The 24,620-nt window shown below is 44.4% G+C and carries 23 protein-coding genes; 4 read left to right on the top strand and 19 right to left on the bottom strand.

Annotated features, from left to right (window positions below; all coding sequences use genetic code 11):
- Positions 1–25: 25 nt before the first annotated feature.
- The 12 genes from P0G38_RS02290 to P0G38_RS02235 all read right to left on the bottom strand — a co-directional run bounded on the left by P0G38_RS02290 (position 26) and on the right by P0G38_RS02235 (position 12,815).
- Positions 26–1,687 (bottom strand): peptide ABC transporter substrate-binding protein, encoded by a 1,662-nt coding sequence (locus tag P0G38_RS02290; RefSeq protein WP_016609887.1) that lies wholly within the window; start codon positions 1,685–1,687, stop codon positions 26–28.
- 441 nt (positions 1,688–2,128) lie between these two features.
- The gene (pcp, locus tag P0G38_RS02285) at positions 2,129–2,776 is read right to left on the bottom strand and encodes a pyroglutamyl-peptidase I (protein WP_005227979.1); all 648 of its coding nucleotides are present in this window, start codon (positions 2,774–2,776) and stop codon (positions 2,129–2,131) included.
- Between the two features lie 30 nt (positions 2,777–2,806).
- Positions 2,807–3,727: a DUF979 domain-containing protein gene (locus P0G38_RS02280; protein WP_005233677.1), complete on the bottom strand. Its 921-nt coding sequence runs from the start codon at positions 3,725–3,727 to the stop codon at positions 2,807–2,809.
- Positions 3,728–4,411, bottom strand: a complete 684-nt coding sequence (locus tag P0G38_RS02275) for a DUF969 domain-containing protein (protein WP_010749105.1) — start codon at positions 4,409–4,411, stop codon at positions 3,728–3,730.
- Between the two features lie 195 nt (positions 4,412–4,606).
- Positions 4,607–5,674, bottom strand: a complete 1,068-nt coding sequence (gene rlmN, locus P0G38_RS02270) for a dual-specificity RNA methyltransferase RlmN (protein ID WP_275853967.1) — start codon at positions 5,672–5,674, stop codon at positions 4,607–4,609.
- Positions 5,675–5,974: 300 nt separating this feature from the next.
- Positions 5,975–6,271 (bottom strand): hypothetical protein, encoded by a 297-nt coding sequence (locus P0G38_RS02265; protein WP_275853966.1) that lies wholly within the window; start codon positions 6,269–6,271, stop codon positions 5,975–5,977.
- Positions 6,272–6,279: 8 nt separating this feature from the next.
- A complete protein-coding gene (locus tag P0G38_RS02260) occupies positions 6,280–6,651 on the bottom strand; it encodes a type II toxin-antitoxin system PemK/MazF family toxin (protein ID WP_005227961.1) in 372 nt (123 codons plus the stop codon).
- Between the two features lie 9 nt (positions 6,652–6,660).
- On the bottom strand, positions 6,661–7,782 hold the full coding sequence (alr, locus tag P0G38_RS02255) for an alanine racemase (RefSeq protein WP_275853965.1): 1,122 nt from the start codon (positions 7,780–7,782) through the stop codon (positions 6,661–6,663).
- A 122-nt stretch (positions 7,783–7,904) separates the two neighbouring features.
- Positions 7,905–8,270, bottom strand: a complete 366-nt coding sequence (gene acpS, locus P0G38_RS02250) for a holo-ACP synthase (RefSeq protein WP_015510424.1) — start codon at positions 8,268–8,270, stop codon at positions 7,905–7,907.
- A gap of 203 nt (positions 8,271–8,473) precedes the next feature.
- Positions 8,474–10,000: a degradosome RNA helicase CshA gene (gene cshA, locus P0G38_RS02245; protein ID WP_121260677.1), complete on the bottom strand. Its 1,527-nt coding sequence runs from the start codon at positions 9,998–10,000 to the stop codon at positions 8,474–8,476.
- Positions 10,001–10,290: 290 nt separating this feature from the next.
- Positions 10,291–11,640 (bottom strand): UDP-N-acetylmuramoyl-tripeptide--D-alanyl-D-alanine ligase, encoded by a 1,350-nt coding sequence (locus P0G38_RS02240; RefSeq protein WP_016609894.1) that lies wholly within the window; start codon positions 11,638–11,640, stop codon positions 10,291–10,293.
- Between the two features lie 86 nt (positions 11,641–11,726).
- Positions 11,727–12,815: a D-alanine--D-alanine ligase gene (locus P0G38_RS02235; protein WP_015510426.1), complete on the bottom strand. Its 1,089-nt coding sequence runs from the start codon at positions 12,813–12,815 to the stop codon at positions 11,727–11,729.
- Between the two features lie 182 nt (positions 12,816–12,997).
- On the opposite strand from P0G38_RS02235, the gene P0G38_RS02230 reads away from it, so the two are divergent.
- Positions 12,998–14,740 (top strand): ABC1 kinase family protein, encoded by a 1,743-nt coding sequence (locus P0G38_RS02230; RefSeq protein ID WP_275853964.1) that lies wholly within the window; start codon positions 12,998–13,000, stop codon positions 14,738–14,740.
- A gap of 52 nt (positions 14,741–14,792) precedes the next feature.
- Here the strand turns inward: P0G38_RS02230 and P0G38_RS02225 are convergent, their stop codons facing one another.
- From P0G38_RS02225 to P0G38_RS02200, 6 genes are all read right to left on the bottom strand, one after another.
- Positions 14,793–15,245: a YaiI/YqxD family protein gene (locus P0G38_RS02225; RefSeq protein WP_142964512.1), complete on the bottom strand. Its 453-nt coding sequence runs from the start codon at positions 15,243–15,245 to the stop codon at positions 14,793–14,795.
- A gap of 167 nt (positions 15,246–15,412) precedes the next feature.
- Positions 15,413–16,078, bottom strand: a complete 666-nt coding sequence (locus P0G38_RS02220; protein ID WP_016609898.1) for an ABC transporter ATP-binding protein — start codon at positions 16,076–16,078, stop codon at positions 15,413–15,415.
- A gap of 10 nt (positions 16,079–16,088) precedes the next feature.
- Complete coding sequence (locus P0G38_RS02215) at positions 16,089–17,573, bottom strand: ABC transporter permease (protein WP_005231794.1); 1,485 nt, start codon at positions 17,571–17,573, stop codon at positions 16,089–16,091.
- 170 nt (positions 17,574–17,743) lie between these two features.
- Positions 17,744–19,597: a carbohydrate-binding domain-containing protein gene (locus tag P0G38_RS02210; protein WP_275853960.1), complete on the bottom strand. Its 1,854-nt coding sequence runs from the start codon at positions 19,595–19,597 to the stop codon at positions 17,744–17,746.
- 15 nt (positions 19,598–19,612) lie between these two features.
- Positions 19,613–20,290, bottom strand: coding sequence for a DUF4956 domain-containing protein (locus P0G38_RS02205; RefSeq protein WP_005227945.1), 678 nt, complete (start codon positions 20,288–20,290; stop codon positions 19,613–19,615).
- Entirely contained in the window at positions 20,280–21,002 is a 723-nt protein-coding gene (locus P0G38_RS02200) for a polyphosphate polymerase domain-containing protein (protein WP_128488041.1), read from the bottom strand. Before P0G38_RS02200 ends, P0G38_RS02205 begins: the two co-directional genes overlap by 11 nt.
- 131 nt (positions 21,003–21,133) lie before the next feature.
- Here P0G38_RS02200 and P0G38_RS02195 point away from each other — a divergent pair, with 131 nt between their 5' ends.
- From P0G38_RS02195 to P0G38_RS02185, 3 genes are read left to right on the top strand one after another with little or no spacing between them, the layout of a single operon-like run.
- Positions 21,134–21,808, top strand: coding sequence for a response regulator transcription factor (locus P0G38_RS02195; RefSeq protein ID WP_275853957.1), 675 nt, complete (start codon positions 21,134–21,136; stop codon positions 21,806–21,808).
- A gap of 3 nt (positions 21,809–21,811) precedes the next feature.
- Positions 21,812–23,128, top strand: a complete 1,317-nt coding sequence (locus P0G38_RS02190) for a sensor histidine kinase (RefSeq protein WP_275853955.1) — start codon at positions 21,812–21,814, stop codon at positions 23,126–23,128.
- Positions 23,129–23,139: 11 nt separating this feature from the next.
- A complete protein-coding gene (locus tag P0G38_RS02185) occupies positions 23,140–23,613 on the top strand; it encodes a GNAT family N-acetyltransferase (RefSeq protein WP_275853953.1) in 474 nt (157 codons plus the stop codon).
- A 352-nt stretch (positions 23,614–23,965) separates the two neighbouring features.
- On the opposite strand, the gene udk is transcribed toward P0G38_RS02185, so the two are convergent.
- On the bottom strand, positions 23,966–24,589 hold the full coding sequence (udk, locus tag P0G38_RS02180; RefSeq protein ID WP_005227927.1) for a uridine kinase: 624 nt from the start codon (positions 24,587–24,589) through the stop codon (positions 23,966–23,968).
- Positions 24,590–24,620: the final 31 nt, after the last annotated feature.

The following is a 24,620-nucleotide window of genomic DNA, read 5'->3' as shown; positions in this document are numbered from 1 at the left end:
GGCATTTCAAGTCAACTACTCGTGATTATTCGATTGATGTCCACTTGTAGTCGTATTGTGCGCCCGCTGCGTGAGCAACAACACCTTTGACTTTTGTTGCACGTAAGTGTGCTTCCGCTTTTTGATAAACTGGAATGACACCTTGTTCATTCATAATGATTTTTTCTGCATTGACTAGATCTTCCCAACGTTTGTCAGGGTCATTGGCATTGGTTGTACCCGCTGCTTCAACGGCTGCATCGTATTCTTCGTTGCTCCATTGTCCACGGTTGTATGAGTTGCCTGTCGTAAACAAGTCAGTAAAGCTACTTGCATCGGCATAGTCAGCACCCCAACCGCCCATTACTGTATCAAAATCACCAGCGTTTGAACGATCCAAACGAACAGAGAATGGTACTGGACTTAACGTGACTTTCACACCGTCCAATGTTTTTTCGATCGTATCTTGCAAGTACTCAATGATTTTCTTCGTTGAGTCTGTATCAGAAGCTAAGATATCAAATTCTAATGAATCGATCCCTAATTCTTCTTTGGCTTTTTCCCAATGTTCTTTGGCTTGCTCTTCATTGTATTCAATGACGCTGCCAGCTGCTTCCGTGAAGTCCGTATGATCGCCAGGGCTGAAGGTCATACCTTCTGGTACCAACCCAGTTGAAGCAATCGAACCATCCCCTAAGATCGATGTCACTAAGGCATCACGATCAATCGCATAAGAGATCGCTTTACGTAAGTTTTCGTTACGGAAAGGTGAATCTTCATCACGTTGGTTCAATTCTAGGTAAGAAGTCGTTGCTTCTGGTTGAGAAACGAAGGCTTCATCGTTAGCCATTTGTTGCGCTAATTCACCTGTTAGGATGACATCATCTGCTTGTCCATCTTGGAAAAGGTTCAAGGCAGTTGAGGATTCTTTTACGACGCTTACGTTGATCGTTTGTAATTTAACAGTATCTTTGTCCCAATATTGGTCGTTCTTTTCATAAGCCCATTCCGTATCCGTTCCTGGTCCATCAAACCCAGTCAAGACAAACGGTCCATTATAGACAGCATTGTCGCTGGTTGACGCATATTGATCGCCATTTTCTTCTACCACTTTTTGATTTTGTGGGAAGAAGGATGGGAATGCTAATAAGTAATCAAAGTAAGGTGTTGCTTTTGCCAGGGTGATTTCTAATTCATAATCCCCCACTGCTTTGATGCCTAGCTCTGATGGATCCGTATCGCCTGCTGTGATGGCATCTGCGTTCTTAACTGGTGAAAATAGATACGCGTATTCTGATGCTGTTTCAGGTTTGACTGTCCGTTGCCAGCCATAGACATAATCCGCTGCTGTAACAGGGTCACCATTTGACCATTTCGCATCTTCACGTAATTTGATCTTGTAAGTCAGTCCATCCTCGCTGACTTCAGCTGCTTCAGCTGCTCCAGCAGGTTGTGGTGTGCTGTCAGCATCCAAACGATACAGTCCTTCATATACATTGTTCAATGCACTGAAGCTGATCGTATCGGTTGCTAATGAAAGATCCGCACTTGGCATTTCTTGTGAAACCACTACGTTAAACACTTGTTCTGCACTGCTGTCGCCGCTTGCTGCTGTGTCATTGCTTGAACTACTTGTTCCGCCCGTTGTACAACCGGCTAACGCCACGCCACACACAGCCACTAAACCATAGGCCCATTTATTTTTCATCCTGTCCTACCCCTTAATTGAATTAATTTTCAGAATAATCATGCGATTTCTGAAGTTAGATAAGATTTTAATTAATAATTATTAAAAAAGCAATCCTTTTTTCGATAAAAAACACCTCTGGCAGAAAGTTTTCTTGGTATTTACTTACCTTACTCTCATCAAACATTCGTTAAATGCTATTTTTCCTTTCTTTATTTATAAGAAACAAAGCAAAAAAAATAATAAAAAAACATGGTTAAATGTAAATTACATTCGTTTTCTGTCTTTCTTTTTCATTTGACCCGTCAAAATGAGAAATGTCTGATAGAAGGGTAAACATACAGAAATCGCCAATGATTTTTATCAAAACAGGCCAAAAAAAGACCTGATCGCATGCTTGCTGATCAGGTCTTCTCGCCTTAAAGACGATTGTTGCACCCCCGAAAGGATGTCCTTCAATGATTAATGGATCGCGCCGCCAATTGCTTTTAGATCTTCTTTGTCGGCATAATCAACGATGGCTTCCACCGCTGCAGTCAATCCTTTGGCAATGTCTTCGATGCTCATTGCAGGCTGTCCTGCTTTATCGACGACTTGCTGAGGAATAAACGGCACGTGGATAAAACCGCCCTTCATTTCAGGGTATTTTGTATCGATCATGTATTGTACTTGATACATGATGTGGTTGCAGACGAAGGTTCCAGCAGTATTAGAAACGGCTGCAGGTATTCCTGCTTTTTTCATGTTTTCTACCATTGCTTTGATCGGCAGTTGTGTGAAGTAAGCAGGCTTCCCTTCTGTTTGGATCGCTTCATCGACGGGTTGATTGCCTTCGTTATCAGGAATCCGGGCATCATCCACATTGATCGCCACTCGTTCTGGTGAGATGGCAAACCGTCCACCCGCTTGGCCAATGTTTAAAACGACATCTGGGTGGATCTCTTCAATTTTCTCTGCGACGATCGCTGCTGATTTCCCAAATACAGTGGGGATCTCTGCTTTCACGATCTGTGCACCATGAATTGTATCTGGCAGTAATTTCACTGCTTCTAAGGCAGGATTGATTGCTTCTCCGCCAAATGGATCAAATCCAGTAATTAATAGTTTCATTTCCATCATCCTTCCCTCTTTGTTTTACCACTAAAATGCCCAAAAGTACATTAAAGCGATGTGGATCACTAACAATAATAAAGCAATTGGGGCCTGTGCTTTAATGACACCATTGGGGTCTTTCATCTCTAACAAGGCCACTGGCAGTGCATTGAAATTGGCTGCCATCGGAGTCAGCAATGTGCCACAAAAACCAGCGGTCATTGCCAATGCACCAGCAACGACTGGGTCGCCGCCTTGCGCCATCACAAAAGGCACACCGATGCCTGCAGTAATAACGGTAAATGCCGCAAAACCATTTCCCATAATCATAGTAAAGATCATCATTCCTAAACAGTAAGCCACGACACCGATAAAACGATTGCCTTCTGGCACGACACCAGAGATTCCTTGAGAAATCACATCACCGACACCAGCAGCGTTAAAAATGACACCTAATGCTGCTAATAACTGCGGCAAGATACCGGCAGTTCCGACTTGACGAAGCATCCGATCGGAATCGTCTAGCACTGTTTTTGGTTTAGCGGAAGTCAACACGACTGCCAACAAGAGTGCTAAGATCGATGCGATCCCGATTCCAACTTGGCCTCCTAATGGCGTATAAGAAATCACTACAGCGATCAATGCTAAACTGATACATGGCACGAAGATCGTACTACCGATCCGTTTAGCCGATGCTTCTGCTTTTTCATCATCAACGTCGACGATTTTACCGATCTGTACTTGTTTGAAGAAGGTCAAACAGCCCATCAAAACGATCAAAATCCCGTCCACAAGATACGGCAAGAAATTCCCGAAAGCAAAGACGACCCCTAGCAGTAACCAAAAGGCAGAAGTGCCTAATCGGGTGGGATGATCCGCTTCACGAAAAACCCGTACAGCCGTCATGATCGACAGCAATCCGATCAAGATATAAAAGAATTCCAGTAATCCGTTAACGATTCCTTCCATCTATTTGTCCTCCTTCTTGCCATATTTTTTTGCTAATTTACGATCAAAGAGCAAGTTCGACAACGTAGCAATGACTAAGACGATCAATGCGATCGGCAATGAGGCTTGCGCGATCGAACTAGCTGCCACATCGTAGCCAAGAGATTGCAATGTTCCTACGATCAATAGCACACCAGAAGCAGCCACAAAGGTATTTTGCGCAAAGAAATTCCCGAAGTTTTCGTTAGCGGCAGCCCGAGCTTTGATTTTTTCCTGATCTTTTTCATCCAGTTCCCCAAATTTGTTTTCCCCAGCAGCTTGCGCCATCGGGTTAACGATCGGGCGGATAAATTGTGTATGTCCTTGGATCCGAATAGAGAAAAAGCCAGCAAGTTCTCGAATAAACAAGTACAAGCTCAAGAACTTCCCTGGTGTTAAGCCTTTGATCTTTTCAATCAATATGACTGCTTGCTGCTTCAAGCCAAAACGTTCTGACAAGCCGACCATCGGTAGTGTCAGTAAGAACAGTGTAACGAGTCGATTATTGACAAACGCTTCTCCTAACATTGTTAAAAAATCAACAACAGAAATCCCCGACACAAGCGCGGTGACAAAACCAGCAACGATTACGACAGCAATAGTATCTAGCTTCAGCAAAAAGCCGACTAAAATAACTAGAATACCAATTAATTTAATCCATTCCATCAAATCATCCTTTCACGATAAGTTATTTTTAATGGATACCAGCTTTTAGTATAATCTATTTTTTTCTTGTAAAACAATGTTTTTTGAATTTTCTTTCGAGGAATACGCTTTCTTTAATACGTTTTTTAATTACTTAGATAGTAAATAACAAAAAGAAGAACTGCGCTTGTGCAGTCCTTCTTTTGCTTTTTACGTTTAAGAAGCGGAGGCTTCTTTTTTCATTTGTTTGCTTCGCAGCTGTCCGCAAGCTGCGTCGATATCTGTCCCATGTTCTTTACGAATCACGCAATTGATGCCGTTTTTCTTTAAAATGTCATAAAAGGCTAACACATCCGCTTTTTTACTTCGAGCGTATTGGTCATGTTCATTCACTGGGTTATATGGGATCAAGTTGACGTAGGACAATTTCTTTTTATCCTTCAATAAAGCTGCCAACTGACGGGCATGTTCTGGCCGGTCATTGACATGATCCAGCATGATGTACTCAAACGTGATCCGACGATTGGTTTTTTCTAAATAATAGTCGACCGCTGCCATCAGCTTCTCAATCGGGAAACTCCGATTGATCCGCATCATGGAGGTTCTGACTTCGTTATTTGGGGCATGCAGCGAAATCGCTAGGTTCACTTGCAAGCCGTTCTCCGCAAACTCTCTAATTTTATGCGCTAAGCCGCTGGTTGACACAGTAATATGCCGCGCGCCGATCGCTAAGCCTTTCGGGTCATTGATGATCTGTAAGAAATGCATCACATTGTCATAGTTATCAAAGGGTTCGCCAATCCCCATAACCACCACGTGAGAGACTCGTTCCCCTTCATTGCGTTCATCAAAATAGTGTTGTACTAACATGATTTGAGCCACGATCTCGCCTGCCGTTAAGTCTCGTTGCTTCTTTAATAACCCACTGGCACAAAACGTACAGCCGATGTTGCAGCCGACTTGGGTCGTCACACAAACGGACATGCCATATTCTTGACGCATCAAGACCGTTTCAATCATGTGATTGTCTGGCAATTGGAATAAATACTTGACGGTTCCGTCACTGGCTTCTTGTACCACCATCTGTTTCAGGGGATTGATCACAAAGGCTGCCGACAGTTTCTCAATCAAAGGTTTCGGTAGATTGGTCATTTCTTCAAAGCTGGTTACTCGTTTTTCATAGAGCCACTCCCACACTTGGTTGGCACGGAATTTCTTTTCATTTTGTTCAGTTATCCACAAAGATAAATCTGATTTGGTAAGTCCATAAATCGATGGGTTCACTTTTTTCCCTCTTTTCAAACTAGTCGCTACATACTATAACTGAATTCTTTGTGAAAAGCAACCGTACATTACCTGATCTTCAAAGCATTCTAGCCGCACGCTTTTGTGGTATTCCTCTTTTTTGAAGATGCTCTTTCTTCCATTCATTGAATCTGAATCCATAGGAAACCTCTCACAAAGACCTGCATGAAAAAAACAAGCAGTGGCAGAACCTGCTCCGATGTACGAAACGGAGCGGCTCTTTCCTGCTTGTTTTCATGAGGGGGCTGTTTCCTGGTGCGCGTTACTTTCATTACATGATCACATTTCAAAAGAAAGTACTTTGCCTTCTTTGGCAGTCAACATGCCCCGTTGCGGCGGCTGCAGTTGCAAATAAAGTTGTAACGACATTTCTAGTATCAGCTCTTTGTCTCCCTGCTGAAAAACGCCGTAATAATGTGTCTGTTCCCGCTTTTCTTCATATGTATGACTCACAAGATAATATCCTTGTTCCATGGTTTCGTTGCGCTTTTTTGTTTCTGAAAGAAAACGGCGAATATGTTTATACGTAAAGAAACTCAATAAAATGACAACTGCTATTAATACTACATACCCCATTGACAGATTTACACCTCGATCGTTGATGTGGCAAAAGTCGGCTCAACACCAATACTGATCATCAAGGCAGCATCGACTTCACACATCACTTTATCATCTAAGTGACAAACCTTTTCTTTCAAACGGCTTTTGTCGATCGTGCGAATCTGTTCCATCAAAATGACGGAGTCTTTGCCAATCCCTGTGCAAGAAGCGGAAATCCCAATGTGGGTTGGTAATTTCGGCTTCGCCATTTTTGCCGTGATCGCCGCAATGATCACGGTGGGACTGAAGTGATTGCCCAAGTCATTTTGAATGATCAAGACCGGTCGTATTCCGCCCTGCTCCGATCCAACGACTGGTGAAAGATCGGCAAAATAAATATCTCCCCTTTTTACCATAGGACCACCCTAACTTTTATATTCTCGCGGAACCCTTGCTGAGAGGGTGCACGCTACTTCATAGTGAATCGTTTCTAACTGGTCTGCAACATCCTGCATCGTAATTCGTTTCCCATGATTCTCACCAATCAACGTGACTGGTGTACCGACAGCAAATGCCCGCGGCAAACGAATCATCAATTGATCCATACACACTCGACCGACGATCTCACAACGCTCGCCTTCTACTAAGATCGAGAAGCCTTGCATTTTTCGTAACCAGCCGTCAGCATAACCGATAGGCACGGTGCCGATCCATTCCTGACGTGGAGTGATATATGTTTCACCATAGCCAATCCCCGCTCCTTTTTCAAGTAATTTCACTTGTATCAGTTCAGAAACGAGCGAAAGCGCAGGTTTTAAGGAAAATGGTTCGCTCAGCGCATGACCTGATGGGTTCAACCCATACATTGCGATCCCAAAACGGACCATATTTCCTACTGCTTCTTTGTGCCATAAAGAGGTTGCGCTATTGCCTGTATGTATATATGTCGGCAAATAAGGCAAAACAGTTAAGACTTCTTTAAAACGTTGGTGCTGGGTTTCCCAATAGCTCGTGTCTGCTTGATCCGCTGTGGAGAAATGGGTAAAGATCCCTTCCCACTCAAAAGAGGGGTGATCTTCTAACCAAAGAACGGCTTGGCGCACTTCTTCGGCAGTCAAAAAGCCGATTCTCCCCATACCAGTATCCACCTTGATATGCACTTTAAGCGGCTTATTTAGAGGGTTCTCCTCTAAATAAGCGCCTGCTTCTATCAACCAGTCCACCGAAGCGACTGGAAATGACAAATCATAGGTCGTCAGCAAGGAAATATCACACACGTTCACGACACCTAAGATCAAAATCGGGTCAGTGATCCCTGCTTCTCTCAATTCGATCGCTTCATCGATCGTCGCAACGCAAAAACCATCTGCGCCGCCTTCTTTGGCTGCAAGAGCGGTTTGAACCGCTCCGTGTCCGTAACCATTCGCTTTGACCACCGCAAAAAGAAATGTCTCGCTTGGTAAGTGAGCAATCTCATGTTTGATGTTTTCGGTAATCGCAGTTGTATCAATTATCGCTTTCGTTGGTCTATGGTAAGCAACCACCATTTCCAGTTCCTTCTTTCTACTAGTGCTTGATCAGATGAACAAATTAAGTTGGTTTTATGTAGTCGGCTGTTCGTCCATGAAGTATCAAAGTCTTCTTGACTGACAGACTACTTCAACTTGGTTTATTCACTATCTAATACTTCTAAAATAATTTGTGCAAAAGCAGTATCATTTGTATGGGTGATACTGACAAACGTTTTTTCTAAAGGATGCGGTGCTTTAGTAACGATCGGTGCACCGAATTCATTGGTCAAGACTTCAATATCATGAAAAGAAACTTTGCCGATCCCTGTCCCCCAAGCTTTCGAGAACGCTTCTTTGCAGGCATAGCGCCCACCAAGGAACTCTACCTGACGTTTCAGAGGCAAACGTGCAAATAATTTTGCTTCCTTCTCTGTTAAAATACGCGTTATAAACTGAGGTTTTTTTTCAATTAATTCTTTCATTCGAGGCAGCTCGACTGCATCGATCCCGATTCCTTTGATCATTCTTTTCTCTACCTTCACCTAAGATAGGGTTTTCCAAATTGGAAATACCCCTTGTTCAGCTAGTTACCATTCTACCAAAAAAATGGCGAATTACCATTCAAATCTGACGAGTTTATACGGAGATTAAGATTTTCAATCGCTCATATTTGTTTTTTATATAAAAAAAGACCTTGCAAGTTTCCTTACAAGGTCCACAAACTTAATTAGTCTTGGTTATTTCTGATTACGAAACCGCGTTTTTTGTCGTTGCTACGGCGATTGTTTTTACGGGCACCATCTTTTGAATAGTTACCACGGGCTTTATTGCCGTTGCCGCCGCCACGGTTCCCACCGTTTTCTTTACGGTTACGATTGCCGCCATTGCTGTTATTGCTGCGACGTCCGTTTTTATTGAATGATTTTTTTCCTTGAGGTAATGGGCGTTCTGGTGTGATTTTGACTGGTTCTAAATCAGCTGGATCTTTCGCCATTGTTTTTAGAAGCAGTGCTGCTAAATCTTGTGCAGAATAACGTTCCAAAAGATCGTCGGCTGCTTGCAAGTATTTATCCAAACCATTTTCATCCAATTTTGTTTCAACGGCTTCGATTGCGGCACCTAATTGACCTTTAAATGCTTCTTTTTCGGTTGGTGGGCGCATTGGTGTCATCCGTTTTTTCGTTAAGTTTTCAATGACATGCAAGTAGCTCATTTCGTTTGGTGTAACGAAAGTCACTGACATTCCGCCTTTTCCGGCACGACCTGTACGTCCGATCCGATGAACATAGCTTTCAGGATCTTGAGGGATATCGTAGTTGTAAACGTGTGTAACACCAGAAATATCTAATCCGCGAGCTGCTACGTCTGTGGCAACTAAGATATCTAATTGACCACTCTTAAATGAACGCAAAACGCTCATCCGTTTTTGTTGAGAAAGGTCCCCGTGAATGCCTTCAGCTTTGTAGCCACGGGCTTCTAAACCACGTGCCAATTCATCAACGCGACGTTTCGTACGACCGAAAACGATCGTCAATTCAGGTGATTGCACATCCAACAAACGAGTCATGACATCGAATTTTTCGTAATCTTTTGAGCGAACATAGTATTGATCAATCAAATCAGCGGTCATTTCTTTGGCTTTGATTTGAACATGTTCAGGCTCTTTCATGAATTTCACGCCGATATTTTTGATTGCTGGCGGCATTGTTGCTGAAAATAGCAACGTTTGACGAACATCTGGCACTTGGCTGATGATTTTTTCAATATCTTCCAAGAAGCCCATGTTCAACATTTCGTCTGCTTCATCTAATACAAGCGTTTCAACCGTACCTAATTTTAAGGTGTGGCGGTTGATATGGTCTAACATACGTCCTGGCGTACCAACTACGATATGGGGACGATCTTTTAATTGACGGATTTGACGGCCGATATCGGCTCCACCGTAAACTGCTTGAACGCGAATTTTTTTGTCTTTACCAAGACGATACAATTCTTCTTGGGTTTGGATCGCTAATTCACGGGTTGGGGCAATCACTAATCCTTGTAGTTGATGGTTCGCTGGGTCGATTTTTTCTAACATTGGCAAACCAAATGCGGCGGTTTTACCAGTACCGGTCTGTGCTTGACCGATCACGTCTTTGCCTGCTAAGGCTAATGGAATCGTTGCTTCTTGGATGGGTGTTGCTTCTTCAAAGCCGGCACGCTCAACAGAAGTCAATAATTCGTTGGATAATTCTAGATCTTTAAATTTCAAATGGATCCTCCTAGGCTGGTCATCTTTTCGATGCCTGTTTTTCTATCATCGAAGCGTAGGTTAGTTCTTCAGAAACACAAGAGTAGTCCCATTTACTCTTATCTTTCTCTCGGTACCGAAAAACCGCTTCACGAAGGCATTATAAAAGGCTAAAACAAGTGTTGTTTGTCTCAGCCATCATTTTATCTCAAAACGTCAATGTTTTTTACAGTAATCATTCTGTGCTTCATCTTTCGGCGTTAGATAAGTATAACACGTTTTGAAAGTTTCAGCAAGATTTCAACTCCGCTTTACATTCCTTTTAGTGCATCAACGACTTCGCTCAAGCCCATGCCATTGCTCCCTTTGATTACCAAGCTGTCGGAAGGTTCTAAAGTTTCCTTTAAGGAGGCGATCAGTTGTGGTTTTTCATCTGTCGCAAAATAGCGCACCTTGTCAGCCAGTGGTGACTGAGCTAGTCGTTTTTGCAATGCTTGCATTTCTTTGCCATAAAGGAAAACTAGCTGGAACGAGTCATCTAAATGTGCGGCCATCTGCTCGTGCATTTGTGCAGAATCTGGTCCTAATTCAAGCATATCTGCCAATACGGCGATCCGTCTTCCTTCTAACGGCAATTTGCGGAAACTATCCAATACGAGACCCATGGCCGTCGGATTGGCATTGTAAATATCGCTCAAAATCGCTGCTCCATTACCGGCAGTCACCCATTGGGTCCGATTTTTCGTTAATTGAAAATGCGCCAATCCCTCCTTGATGGCTTCATTTGATACACCAAAATGACGTCCTAACCCAATCGCGATCAAGGCATTTTTGACATTATAACCGCCTAATACCGGTAAGGTAAAAGTCGTACCTGCTACCGTAAAAATCGTTTGATCTTGCGATTCCTCTACGATGTCTCCTTGCAGATCTCCCTCTGTTAAGCCAAAAGTTTCAATGGTCTGCGTCAAGTTAGGAACAAAGGGGTCTAACAATGGTTCATCCGCCGGAATCATAAAGAAGCCGTCTTTTTTCAATCCTGCGGTGATCTCCATTTTGGCTTTGGCGATCCCTTCTCTGGACCCTAAGTTTTCAATGTGGGCTTCGCCAATCAAAGTGATCGCCGCTGCATCAGGTTCTGCTAAGCGCGAAAGGACTTCGATCTCTCCTGCATGGTCCATTCCCATTTCTAAAATCAACACTTGCGTATCTTCTGGTGCATGCAAGATAGTCAAAGGCACGCCTAGTTCATTGTTATGGTTACCTTGAGTTTTGTAGGTCTGGTATTTTTGTGCCATAACCGCGTCTACCATATCTTTTGTGGTTGTTTTCCCATTACTTCCGGTAATAGCGATGATTTTTGGCGCAAGTTTTTCTTTGTAGGCTCGTGCTAACTGTTGGAACGCTTTGACAGTATCCGTGACGGGGATCACAAGGATGCCTTGCGGTGGTTGGATGGTGGGATGACTCCACAATGTCGCGATCGCACCATTGTCTTTGGCTTGTTGGGCAAATTCATGTCCGTCACGGGTCCCCGCTAAGGGAACAAAAAGACTGTTTTCTTTGATCAGACGGCTGTCGAATTCCACAGAGGCAAGTGGTGTTTCATTTTTAATTTGCTGACCAAATACGGCAGCGGCTTCTTTTACAGTAAAATTCATCAGGTTCGCTCCTTTTTCCTAAAAAAAGAAAGCACAAGATCGCTTCAAGTATTTTCCTTGAGTAGAGCTGGCTTTCTTCCTGCTATTTATTCTGCTTCGTTTTCTGCTTCTTTTTCTGTTGCTTCTACATTGGTCAAGAACGAACGTCTTTGATTGAAACGATTCATCCCTAATTGGATCAATTCTTCGATCAAATCCCCATAAGGCAAACCGGTCTTCTCCCATAGCAGTGGGTACATGCTGAATTCAGTGAACCCTGGCATCGTGTTCAGCTCATTTAAAAAGAGCTCATTTTTATTGGTCAAAAAGAAATCACAACGGCTCAATCCGCTGCCGCCTAACATCGTATAGGCTTTTTTCGCAAACTCTTGGGCTTTGGCTTGTGTTTCTTCTGGAATTTGTGCAGGAATCTGCATCTCGATTCGGTTGTCAATGTATTTGGAATTGTAATCATAAAAGGCAACATCTTTTACAATTTCTCCCGGCATTGTGGTCCGAACGTCTTCGTTTCCAAGAACGGCTACTTCGATCTCACGGGCTTCGATTCCTTGTTCAACGATCGCTCGGGTATCGTAGCGATACGCTTCTTGTAGCGCATTTTGCAGTTCTTCACGGTTCTCGGCTTTCGAGATACCGACACTTGAGCCCATGTTGGCAGGTTTGACAAACATTGGATAAAGCAGACTACCTTCACATTGATCGAAAATCTTTTTCGGATTTTCTTTCCACGCATTTTTCAAGACTGGTACATAGGGAACTTGCGGAATCCCCGCAGCTTGCAAGATATACTTGGTCATGATTTTGTCCATCCCACAGGCACTAGTCAAGACACCGGCTCCGACATAAGGCATTCCGATGGTTTCTAAAAACCCTTGGATCGTGCCGTCTTCGCCATTTGGTCCGTGAAGTAAAGGAAAGACGATCGCGTCTTCTTCGTAGATTGCCCCAGGTGAAATTTCTTCCCCTTTGGTTTCTTCATTGGTCAATGCCAAAGTATCTGGAGACGTTGGCGCCTCAGTCAATAATGGGCCTTTTAACCAGCGTCCTTCTTTGGTGATCATTACTAATTGAACTTGGTAGTAATTATAATATACAGCATTAACAACTGAAAAAGCGGATAACAGTGATACCTCATGTTCTGCACTGCGTCCCCCGTATAATAAAATGATTTTCAAAAGAATTTCCTCCTGTATTCATTGATTCTACCAAACTAAGTCTTCCACATTTTAGCACAAAATCGACCAACCGGCATTAAATCTTGCAGAAATTTCTTTAAGCTTACACAGTCGTTAGTTGAATGTTTTTCATTTTGTCAGTACTATGAATATATCACGGCACGTTTAAAGAGGTGGGACCTATGACAGAACAAACCGCTCCTTCTAGAAAAGGACGATTAAAACAAATCGTTCAAGTCTTTTTGAAATACAAAGTCGTTCAAAATATCAGCAAACAGCAGCACCCCGAAATGGTGCGTCAAGCGTTTGAAGAATTAGGACCAACATTTATCAAAATCGGGCAGATGCTTTCGGTCCGCAATGATCTGCTTTCCAGCACCTTTGTCGATGAATTCAAGCAGCTGCAGGACAATGTCAAAAGCGATCCATTTCCCAAGGTCAAAGCACTGCTGGAAACAGAACTGCAGCAACCGCTAACGGAAGTGTTTTCCGATTTTGATGAAATTCCAGTCGCCTCAGCTTCCATCGGACAAGCCCATCGAGCAAACTTGCTCAGCGGCAAAGAAGTAATCGTCAAAGTGCAGCATCCAGGGATCATTACGGCAATTCAAGTGGATCTCGATCTTTTTGAAAAAGCACTGCCATTGGTTCGCGCAATTCCAGAAGCCAATGTGGTGGATTTAAAAAGCGTGCTAAGCGAAGTCCGACGATCACTTGCCGATGAAACGAATTTTTTGCAAGAGATGAAAAATGCACAGGAATTCTACCGCAACAATCACCAAGACCCGCAGTTGGCATTGCCAAAAGTTTATCCCGAATGGTGTACCCAAAAAGTATTAGTCATGGATTACATGGCAGGTGAAAGCTTGAATTGCTTACTGACCCGCAAAAATCAAGACATCGTTTATGACAATCAGTCCGTTAAAGCAGTGAAAAAACAAGTGGGGACGCTATTAGTCGAAAACTTTATGAAACAAGTCTTTGAAGATGGCTTCTTTCACGCTGATCCACATCCTGGCAATCTTTTCTTGCATGTCTTCACGGATCAAGCCAACCGCCCACAACCATTTCAGGTCAAGCAGCGCGTCGGTGTCCTCGGCGGGGTCGATTATTCGTTGAAATGGCAAGAAGAAGCTGTCATGCCGCCTTACCAAGTGATTTTCTTGGACTTTGGGATGATGGGTCATTTGGATCAGTCTTTACGCAGCCGTTTAGCCGATGCGTTGATTGCTCTTTATACCCAAGACACCCAAGAGGTCGGTAAAGCCGTCTTGCGGTTGTGCAACAGCAGCGGCAGTTCCTTTGACGAAGTCGCCTTCTACCAAGACCTGCAAAAATTTGTTGAAAACTACTATAATATGCCGCTAAAGGATATCGACTTGCAAAAAGTGATGGCGGAAGTCATCACGATCTGCCATGATAACCAACTGCAGATGCATCGAGACATCACCTTGCTGATCAAGGCTTTTGGTACCTTGGAAGGTGTGATCAAAGCCTTAGATCCCGAATTATCAATGATGGAAGTCACTCAGCCTTTTGCACAAAAATATTTCCTGCAGCAGCTGAGTATTGAAGACGAGGTGAAAAAAAGCGCCTTGGCAACCGCAAAAAGCTTGCGGGCACTTAGCCATCTTCCTGATCGGACCTTGGCTGTCTTAGACACGTTTGCGACTGGTAAACACCGATTGAATCTAGAGATTCGCGAACAAAAACAGCTATTGGACCGCTTTGATCAGATGGTCAATCGACTGGTGATCGGTATTATTCTAGCTGCGGTCATCCTTGGCTCTTCCTTATTGGTGGTCGCCAGCCCGCAACAAGGAGCCTTCGTCCATCAGATGGGGATCTTCGGATATACCTTAGCATTTTTCGCGATCGTGGCTTTAGTCAGCAAATACTTCTATGATCGTTTTCGCAAGAAATAAATAAGCACCTTCAATTCCCGTGGTTCATGCAGAAGCTGGGTCTTGAGGGTGCTTATTTTGCAAGGATCTGTCGCAATTCGTTTTCAAAGATTCGTTTGAAGGCTTCCCGATCCTCTTTCGTAAAGGGCTTCGGTCCTTTTGTACGCTTGCCTGCTTTACGCATCTGCGCACCTAAGTAGCGTTGTCCAAGTAAAAAATCGATCGTTTCTGGCAAATACTCTGTGCCGTTATGGTGAAAAACCCGCGCTTTTTTCGGCAAGACCAAAGAGGCTAAGCCATAATCTTGGGTAACGAGAAAATCACCGGGCTCTATTTCCTTCACGATTTCATAATCCGCACGATCCGAGCCTTTGTCGACATAGACAAAGTGAACATGGGCAGGATAATCTTTGGTCGTGTAATGATCGACACTGGTGACGATCACCACCGGCAGCTGATATTGCTGAGCCAGCTCGATCACTTCGTTTTTCACTGGCGATCCATCGCCGTCAATAAAAAGTCGCATCTCCACACTCCCCTCACAAGTTTCTTCGTTTACAATTACTTCTATTGTAAGAGGAGCAAGGCGAAGATGCAAGCAGACTTTACAGCCGTTTCCTGGAGGATGTATTTAAAGCCTCAAGAAGAGCAACTGCCTCCGCCCTAATAACTAGCAGCTACCCTAAGCAAAGCTTATCCTTCAACTTTAGAAAAGGCTCGCTCTTTTAGCTCATAAACGACATCGCAAGCCTTGGCTACTTCTTGCTCATGGGTCACTAAGATAATACATTTTTTTTGCTCATGAGCAATTTCTTGAAACAGTTTGACGATCTCTTTGGACGTCGTTTCATCCAAGTTTCCAGTCGGTTCATCCGCTACGATCAGCTCATGCTCACAGCACAATGCGCGAACGATCGCCACCCGCTGCTGCTGCCCACCCGATAATTGGGTCACTTTTTTCAGTGCCAGCTCTTCCGTGATGCCAACTTTGGCTAAGTTTGCTAAAGCGTAGGCCTTTTTATCGGCTTGCTGCGACTTCGCGATCGCCATCGCTGTCACCACATTGTCCAATGCCGACAGATAAGGCAATAGATTATAGGCTTGGAACACGATGGACACATCTTTGCGGCGGTACTCCCGCAGCCCGATTTTTGCTAACGTTTCTTCGTTGTAGAAAATCTTTCCTTCTTTCGGGGTATCTAGGCCTGTGATCAGCGACAGGAAGGTCGTTTTCCCCGATCCGCTGGAACCTAAGATCGCATACATCTTGCCAGGCTCGAAGGTCAAGTCAACGCCACGAAACAGGGCTTCTGCTTCGCTTTGATACCAATAGCCTAATTGTTCTGTTCGTAATGTCATGTCGTTCCTCCTAAGAAACCAAGATTTTTTTCGGGTTCAGCCGCAAAATGCCCGCCGACGAGAGTAAGATCGAGCCAAAGCTGATCCCTAGACCGAGTAATGCCAATAGACCAATTTGTTGAGGGGAAACGGTAATTTCTAAGGACTCCACTTCTGCTGATTGGGTGAAGGATGGGAAAGAACCGCCACGGTTACCGCCCATTTGCGGCATCTCTCCGCCTCCAGGTCCAGCGTTTTCAGCAGCTGCCTGATCCGTCGTCGTTTCGGTTTGCTGTGCCAATAATTGCTCTCCGACGGCATTACCGACAAGATTGCCGCTAGCGGCCGCGATCCCTAAAGCAAATACCATGCAGACAAAAATCTCTGTGAAAAACTGTAGGATCACTTTGGCTCGTGACTCGCCTAAAGAGAGCAATACGCCAATCTCATAGCGACGTTCCCGAATCGACATCATCACGATCAACGTCAAAATAATGATACCGGCAGCAGCAACTAACACAATAATATTTTTGGCAAAGCTCGCGACATTATTCAACGGTGTCAGCATCGATTGATACATCTGATCATTGGTTTGGATGCTATAGGTTTCCGTATCGATCAATCCTTCTGCTTCTTCCACGAATGCCGTCATTTCAGACGGATCACTCAAGGTATAGGTTGCTGAATCAATGGTGTCCTCATTGCCGCTCAACGTATTGGCAAGGGTATAAGAGGCAATGATCGTGTTGGCTGGGTTGAGAAAGTTAAACATTTGGCTCATGCTGTTGCCAACTTCACTCGTTTCATAGATTCCTTTGACCGTCACTTCTACTTCATTGTCCTCTGCATCAGTAATTGAAAACGTATCTCCGACCGCCAAATCATTCGCTTCAGCTAGTGAGGATTCAATCAAGACTTGGTTTGTGCCTTCGTCCTCAGAAGTAATTCCTTCTCCATCCGTGATCGTCGCTGTTCCTTCCGAAAAAGTCGTATACGCCGCACTGGTTGATACGCCAGTGATTTGGAAATCACCTGTACTCATACTCCCACCAGGCATACCGCCTGGCATACCGCCCATTTGCCCCGACTCGCTGCTATCGGTTGCTTCTGACTCTGTCGAGGAGTCACTGCTAGAGATCGGTTCGATCCCGCTGACGGCATCAGCCGAGGTACTGACTTCAAAACTATATGAAGCAACCCCGTCTAAATCAGCGATTGCTTGGGCATCTGTGATCGCTACAGGTGTCGATTGAAAACTCCCTGGATCTGGACGTGTACTCTGGTCATCGCTGTCAGATGAAGAACTTCTTTGCTGAAAAGCCTGCTCACGGTTGGCTTGCAACGTCACGGTTGCGCCGACACTTTTCTGAGCATTTTCAGTCGCTACTAGCGCTGCACTGCGAATCGTCAAACCCGCCAATACAAAAATCAAGATTGCAGAAAATACGGCGATCAGCAGCAGACTCCGGCCTTTTTTCGCCCATAAACTTTGGAGCCCTCGTTTCAAAAAATTCATCTTTGTTCCTCCTGAATGGCAAATTATTGTATTTCGACTATAAGAACCTTAGCTTAAATTGAACTTAAATCTTCCCCTGATTTTTCAAAACGTTGGAACAGACCGCAGCTGCCTTCTGCGATCTGCACGTTCTATTGATGACCCCCAGGGAATGATCGAGGAACCTTCAACTAACGGCCAAAGCCGCCCATTTGATTGGTTGTCGCTGTCGCTCCTGATTGGGTCAAGTTGGCGATCGTTTCCGTGACGGGCAACGTTCCTAATTCCGTCCCATCACTAAGGGTCCCACCAGCATAATAACCAGAAACAGCTTGCGCATCATTCGTTCCCCCACTGACCAATGTATAGCTGCTATCCGTCAAATCTGGGCTAGAAAGAACCACATGTTGGTAGCTTTTGCTTGGTGCATAGGACAAGATTGTCTGTCCTTGACTATCCTTTAAGGTCACAAGGGTCTCTGCTGCTTGGGTTTGATCGAAACTGATCCCGATCGACTGTTGACTTCCCCCACTGACATTCATGGCCATATCGGTCGTACCAGCAGCTAACAAGACACCGCCAGTGATTTCAAACGTCCCGTTATAATCCAAAGCGCCATTGCCACCGGTCGTTGGACCATTTACGATGACGACCCCATCACTCATGGTAACATTGCCGTTACTGTCTAATCCATCCCCTTCGGCATCGACCACCAACGTCCCACCAGTGATTGTGATTTGTTTGCTGTCATCTGCGGTATCGCCACCGCCAGGACCGCCACCAAAGCTGTCTTGCCCAAATTGGCCAGTGGTTTCCTCTGTATCACTGCCGCCACCGGCATTGATCCCGTCATCGCTAGCCACGACGTGTGTCGTACCACCAGCAATCGTGATCACACTTGCTTCTAGTCCTTCATAGGATTCTTCGATAGCAATCGTCCCATCGGAGATCGTCAATTCATTGTCCGCATGTATGCCGTCGTCACCACTGTTGGCAGTGATCGTACCACCTGTGATGTTGATGGTATCGTTGGCATGCAGGCTATCATCTGCACTATCGATCGCAAAGGTACCGCTGCTGATGGTCATCACACCGCCAGCTTTCAATCCTTTGTAGCTTTCATCCGTCACTAGCGACTGACTTTGTGCCCCGTCAGCCGTTTTGATCGTGAGATCGGCTGATTGGATGCTTAAATTTGTTTCTGCTTGGATGCCATCACGCCCACTTTGGATCGTAAAGGTACCGCCATCGATCGCAACGTAGCCTTTTTCCGCATCTTCCGAATTATTCGCTTGGATGCCATCTCCTTCAGTGGTGTTCAGTGTGTAGTTCCCTGCCAAGATCGACACGGAATCTTTTCCTTTGATGGCATTGTTTTTCGCTGTGATCTCAATCGTGCCACCAGCTAAAACCAAATCATCTTTGCTGCGCAGCCCGTTGCTGTAATTTCCTGTGATCACCAACGTTCCATCACCGTTGATGGACAAATCTTCTTTACTATAAAAAGCGGCATCTGGTTCCGTCTCACCTTCCGCCAAGGTGTAGCTGCTGCCATCTATCAGAGTATTTGTCGTATCACTGGCTAAGGTCGTGATGACTTTTTCTGCTTGTTCGATGACGACTGCCGCCCCGTCTTCATTGGTGATCGTGACACCCGCAAAGATCAGATGGACTTTTTCTTCTTTATTGACGTTGACAACCAGTTGACCATTACTTAAGGAACCGCTGACGACATAGGTACCAGCTTGCGTGATCGTCACCGTTTGGTCTTCCACTGCAACGCCATCAACAGCCGTCGTATCGCCGTCATTCAATTCAAGTTGCGTGGCGGTCGCCTCATCGTAGGAGGCATCCACGTCTTCTTCTTCGTAACTGCCATAATAGTCCGTAGCATCATCAAGAGTCGTTGCAACGTTGGTCACTGCGGCAGAACCTGAAACAGCCGCTGCAGAACTGGAGCTGCTGCTCGTGCTACTACTATCGGTTTGCCCACAAGCGCCTAGGAGCAGCGATGAGAGTAAGAGCGGATAAATGAGTTTTTTCATAAGAGGTTCCTCCTTCTACAGCTCATCGCGGTTAGCGGTGAGCTTGCCTAAAACAACGGGTAAATTGCCATTACGAACCCGAACTTCATCAATGATTTGTTTTTCTTGCGCTTGGTCTTTTAACAGCAACTGATAACGCAACTCATATAAGCTCCCCATCGTGGTCGTTCGAACCGATGTCAGTTTGGCAGAATGCGTATATTTTTCAAAGAGATCATCGAATAGTTGCGGATAATCCAAATCTTCTGGAATCGTGACTTTCAGTTCTCGTTCACTCGTGGCTTGTCGATCGCCAAAGGGCACCGTGTATAAAAGGGTCAAGAAAAGCGCCACGATGATGGAAAAAATCACGACATAGCCGACATAGCCCATCCCAGTTGCCAGACCGATCCCCATCGACCAAAAGACGCTGGTGATCTCTCTAGACCCTCCTGGAACCGAGCGGAAACGAATCAAACTGAAGGCGCCTAAGATCGCCACCCCTGTGCCAAGATTGCCGTTGACTAGCATGATCACGGATTGAACGAGGATCGGTAAGACCGCCAAGGTAATGACGAAGTTTTTTGTGTAGACATTGCGGATCATATGGATCGCCGCTACCAATATTCCTAAAAGCAATGAGGCGGCGATACAGATCAATAAGCTACGCCATTCCAAGGTGCTCGTATCGCCAGAAAACAGACTAGATAACATGTAACCATTCCTCCTTCTTGAACAAATGCCGTTGATACGTTTGGGCATATTTTGAAAAGCTACCTTTGCGCACGCTGTATTTGTTCAACAGCTCCACAAACCATAACGGATAAGCGCCGAGGGCTTTCACTTCCATCAACACCCCGATTTCAGGTGCTACCAGCGCCCCCTCACTGCCAGAACCGAACATAAGATCATAGGTGCGAAAGCGAATGTTTTGGTCGAATGTCACGCGAAATTCACTATCATCATCAATAAACAGCGACAAGCGATCATAGGCAATCAACACTTTCGGCAGCAAGTCTGGGTTTTGCTTAAATAGCCAGTGAATCTCTGCAGCGATTTGCGGTGCTTCTGCCATTGACGGCAAGACCCCTGTTTGCAACCAGCGACAATAGTCAGCATAGGGCATCGGGACTCGGCGTTTGTAGACCACGCCATTGACTTTCTTTTTGATCTCTAAAAAAATTAACTGCTGCTCTGTCGGTATGCCATAGCTGCGGACCCGAAATTTTTCTTTGTATTTCGGTTTGTCCATCGAATGACGAATAAAGCGGTAATCGTGGGTATCGTAATACAAGGACATAATCGTGTGCTGCCCATATTCATCGATCGCCATTCTTTGCTGAAGCTCAGCAAGAAATGCAGGAAATTGCTCCTTGGCTATTAAATATTTTGTCTCTTTTCTTTGAAAGACTTTTTTCAATTTCATAAAAATGTTCCTCCCTTGAAATCCATGCACTGAATTTACGGCAGCTATCTTAAATGCAGCTTAAGGCAAAACAGTTTTTTAAGCATTTTTTATGCTATTCGTGCTATTCTTATCCTTAAAGAGGTGGGAACATGATTAAACTATTAGTGATCGAAGATGACAAAACATTATCTGATAATATGAAAGAAATCGTCAGCGAGATCGGTGACGTCACACAAGCCTATGATGGCAGTGAAGGCTTATACGAGGCAGAAACGGGGATCTATGATTTGATTATTCTCGACTTGATGATGCCAGAGATGAACGGCTATGAGGTGCTTTCAGCATTACGAAAAAAAGGACTCCAAACACCCGTCCTGATTTTAACAGCCAAAGACGGCTTAGAAGACAAAGTAACCGGCTTTCAAAAAGGGGCTGATGATTATTTGACTAAGCCTTTTTATCGGGAAGAATTATTGATGCGGATCAAAGCGTTGCTAAAACGCTCCTTAGGTTTGTTCAATGAAAATACACTGGAATATAATGGGTTGCTCTGTAACCTTGGCACCAACGAGGTCAGCTATCAAGGAGAGCTTTTACCGATTCAAGGGAAAGAATTTGAGCTACTGCTCTATTTTCTACAAAATAGAAACATTATTTTGACCAAGGAACAGATTTTTGATCGCATCTGGGGGTTCGATTCAGAAACGACCCTGACTGTCGTAGAAGTCTACATGAGCAATCTGCGAAAACACTTGCGCCAGACAGGAATCGACAAAGAGATCCGTACGTTGCGAAATGTCGGCTATATTATGCAAGGAGCCTAGTCTATGAATAAAGAACGCTCTAAGAGACAACGGCTGCACTCCTTTCTCCTAAATGTCAGTGCCTTTGCTTTGGTCTTCTTACTTTTAGGAACGATCGTGCTCCAATTATTCAACCAATCGGCTTATCGTCAAACCGATATTTCTTTGGAACAAGCAGTCAAAGATACCCGCTTGATCCAAGCTGAGATCAGCGCTTCGCAATCCAATCTAGAGGTATTGCCACCAGATAGTGCAATGCCGAAGATCCCTGGTACCAATCGCTTCAACACCCAGTTGATCCTCTGGTCTGAGGACGGCGAGATTTTAAACAAACAGACTTTAGGCGGCCGTTTTTCACAATTGGCAAGTCTATCTTTAGATACGAGCCATTTAGACAGTATCACGTCTTTTTCAGTAGTGGATCAGTCCTTGTCAGAGGAAGAAGAGACACTTTTGTTTCGCTCAATCACCACCAAAGCACCAACCAATGACGCCGGGGTCGGCTATATCCAAGTCTTAGCGAACACCAATCAAATCAAAAATGCCATGAACAATTTCCAAACCATCTTGATTTTATCGATGATTTTTTTCTGGATTCTCTCGATCGGGATCAGCTACTTGCTTTCCAGCTTGAACATGCGCCCAATTTTAGCCTCGTGGAAGAAACAACAAGAATTTGTCGAAAATGCTTCTCACGAGTTGCGCACACCATTGACGATCATTCAAAATAGTCTGGAGCGCCTGTTTACCAAGCCCAATCATACGATCATTGAAGAATCTGAAAGCATTGCACAAGCGTTAGCGGAAACCCGACGGCTAACTGGATTAACGGCTGATCTACTAACGATTGCCCGCAGTGATTCCAATCAACTGCTGTTAACGAAAGAAACCGTCGAATTAGTTCCGTTTATCGATGACTTAGTCAAACTTTTCAAAGAAATTGCCGAACTGGATCAAAAACATTTTATTGTCGAAAATTTTGCCAAAACGACCGCTTGCTTTGATCAAAAGAAAATTCATCAAGTCCTCGTGATTCTCCTAGATAATGCCTTAAAATATACCAGCAGTGGTGATAAAATTACGCTCTTATCGGAGATTTCTAACAAGCAATGGCTGATCGAGGTCAAAAACACGGGACCAACTATTTCCGATGAAGAGAAAGCTCGCATCTTTGACCGCTTCTACCGCGAGGATCGTTCTCGCTCCAAGGAGACCGGCGGCTATGGTTTAGGCTTAGCGATCGCCAAGCAAATCGTCGAAGAGCACAAAGGACAAATTCTGGTCAAAGATCTGCAGCCACGAGGGGTTATTTTTCAGATTCGCTTACCTAAAGAAGGATAAAGGAGAAAAAAATGCAGGTCATCACCCTTAAAGAACACCCTGAATACTTAGCAGAAGCGATCCGTTACTTCCAAAAACAGTGGGCTGGCCCCGATTCCCTCATGGTTTATGAAGACAGCCTGACCCATAGTTTTTCAACAAGCATTTTGCCGCAATGGCTACTGCTGGTCAACGAAGAAATCGCAGCAGACGGACCTTATCAAATCATCGGCTGCGGCGACTTGATCCCCAACGACTTCATCAGTCGGATGGATTTGACGCCTTGGCTTTGCGCCTTGTATGTGGACCCTTTGTGGCGTGGCCAAGGCGGTGCCCGCCTTTTGATCGAAACAGCTAAACAGCGCGCTGCTGGAGCTGGTTTTGATTCTCTGTATCTATGTACGGATCTTTCTACTTTTTATGAGCAGTTTGCTTTCGAACCGATCGGCACTGGCTACCACCCTTGGGGAGAGTCTTCCACCATCTATCGCTGTTCTCTCACGTAAATAAACAAAAAAAAGCTGTGAACAAAATTGTTCACAGCTTTTTTCACTCACAGTACTATTGCTAGTAGAATACCCTATCTCCACAAAAGGAATATTCCGACACCCTACAAATCCGGTAGGTTGCTTACGCGGTGTGCCTCTGCTATCAATCTGGTCAGCTAATGCTAGACCTTCTCGACTCGTCGCATGAGGATTACTTTACCATAAAATTAGTCGGAATACTACTGTTTTTTTTTATAAAATCAAAAACTGCGGATAAACATCTTTCAAGAAAGAGCACTTATCAGCAGTTTTACATGAACCAGTTGTTTCTTCTCAAAAGAAACGTTCAAATCGATGGATTCAAGAAACCTTAGGATAAGAAGGTTGCCACTTTGGTCGTAATCAAATCAATGGCTACGTGGTTTTCGCCGCCTTCTGGTACGATGACATCAGCATACCGTTTTGTCGGTTCGATAAATTGATGATACATCGGTTTTACGACCGTCAAGTATTGTTCGATCACAGAATCCAACGTCCGGCCACGTTCTTCCATATCACGTTTGATTCGGCGAATAATCCGAATATCATCGTCTGTATCAACATAAAGTTTAATATCCATTAAATTACGTAATCGCTCATCTTCTAAAATCAAGATCCCTTCCAAGATAATGACTTCTTTGGGTTCTTGAATGATCGTTGCTTCGCTGCGAGTATGAGCGACATAATCATAGACAGGTTTTTCGATCGTTTGATATGCAAGCAGCTGCTGCAAGTGATCGATCAACAAATCAGTATCAAATGCAAAAGGATGGTCATAGTTGGTGTTCAACCGTTCTTCAAAGCTCAGATCACTTTGGTCTTTATAGTAGGAGTCTTGTTCAAGCATCATAATAGAATGGTTGGGGAAATGATTAAAGATCGCCCGACTCACGCTTGTTTTTCCACTACCTGATCCACCTGTCACACCAATAATAATGGGCTTGCCATTCGTCATTCAATTAACCTCTTTCATCTTAAAAAATTCA

This window comes from Enterococcus casseliflavus (genome assembly GCF_029215545.1).
Classification (GTDB): Bacteria; Bacillota; Bacilli; order Lactobacillales; family Enterococcaceae; genus Enterococcus_D; species Enterococcus_D casseliflavus.
This window is presented reverse-complemented; position numbering and strand designations above follow the sequence as displayed.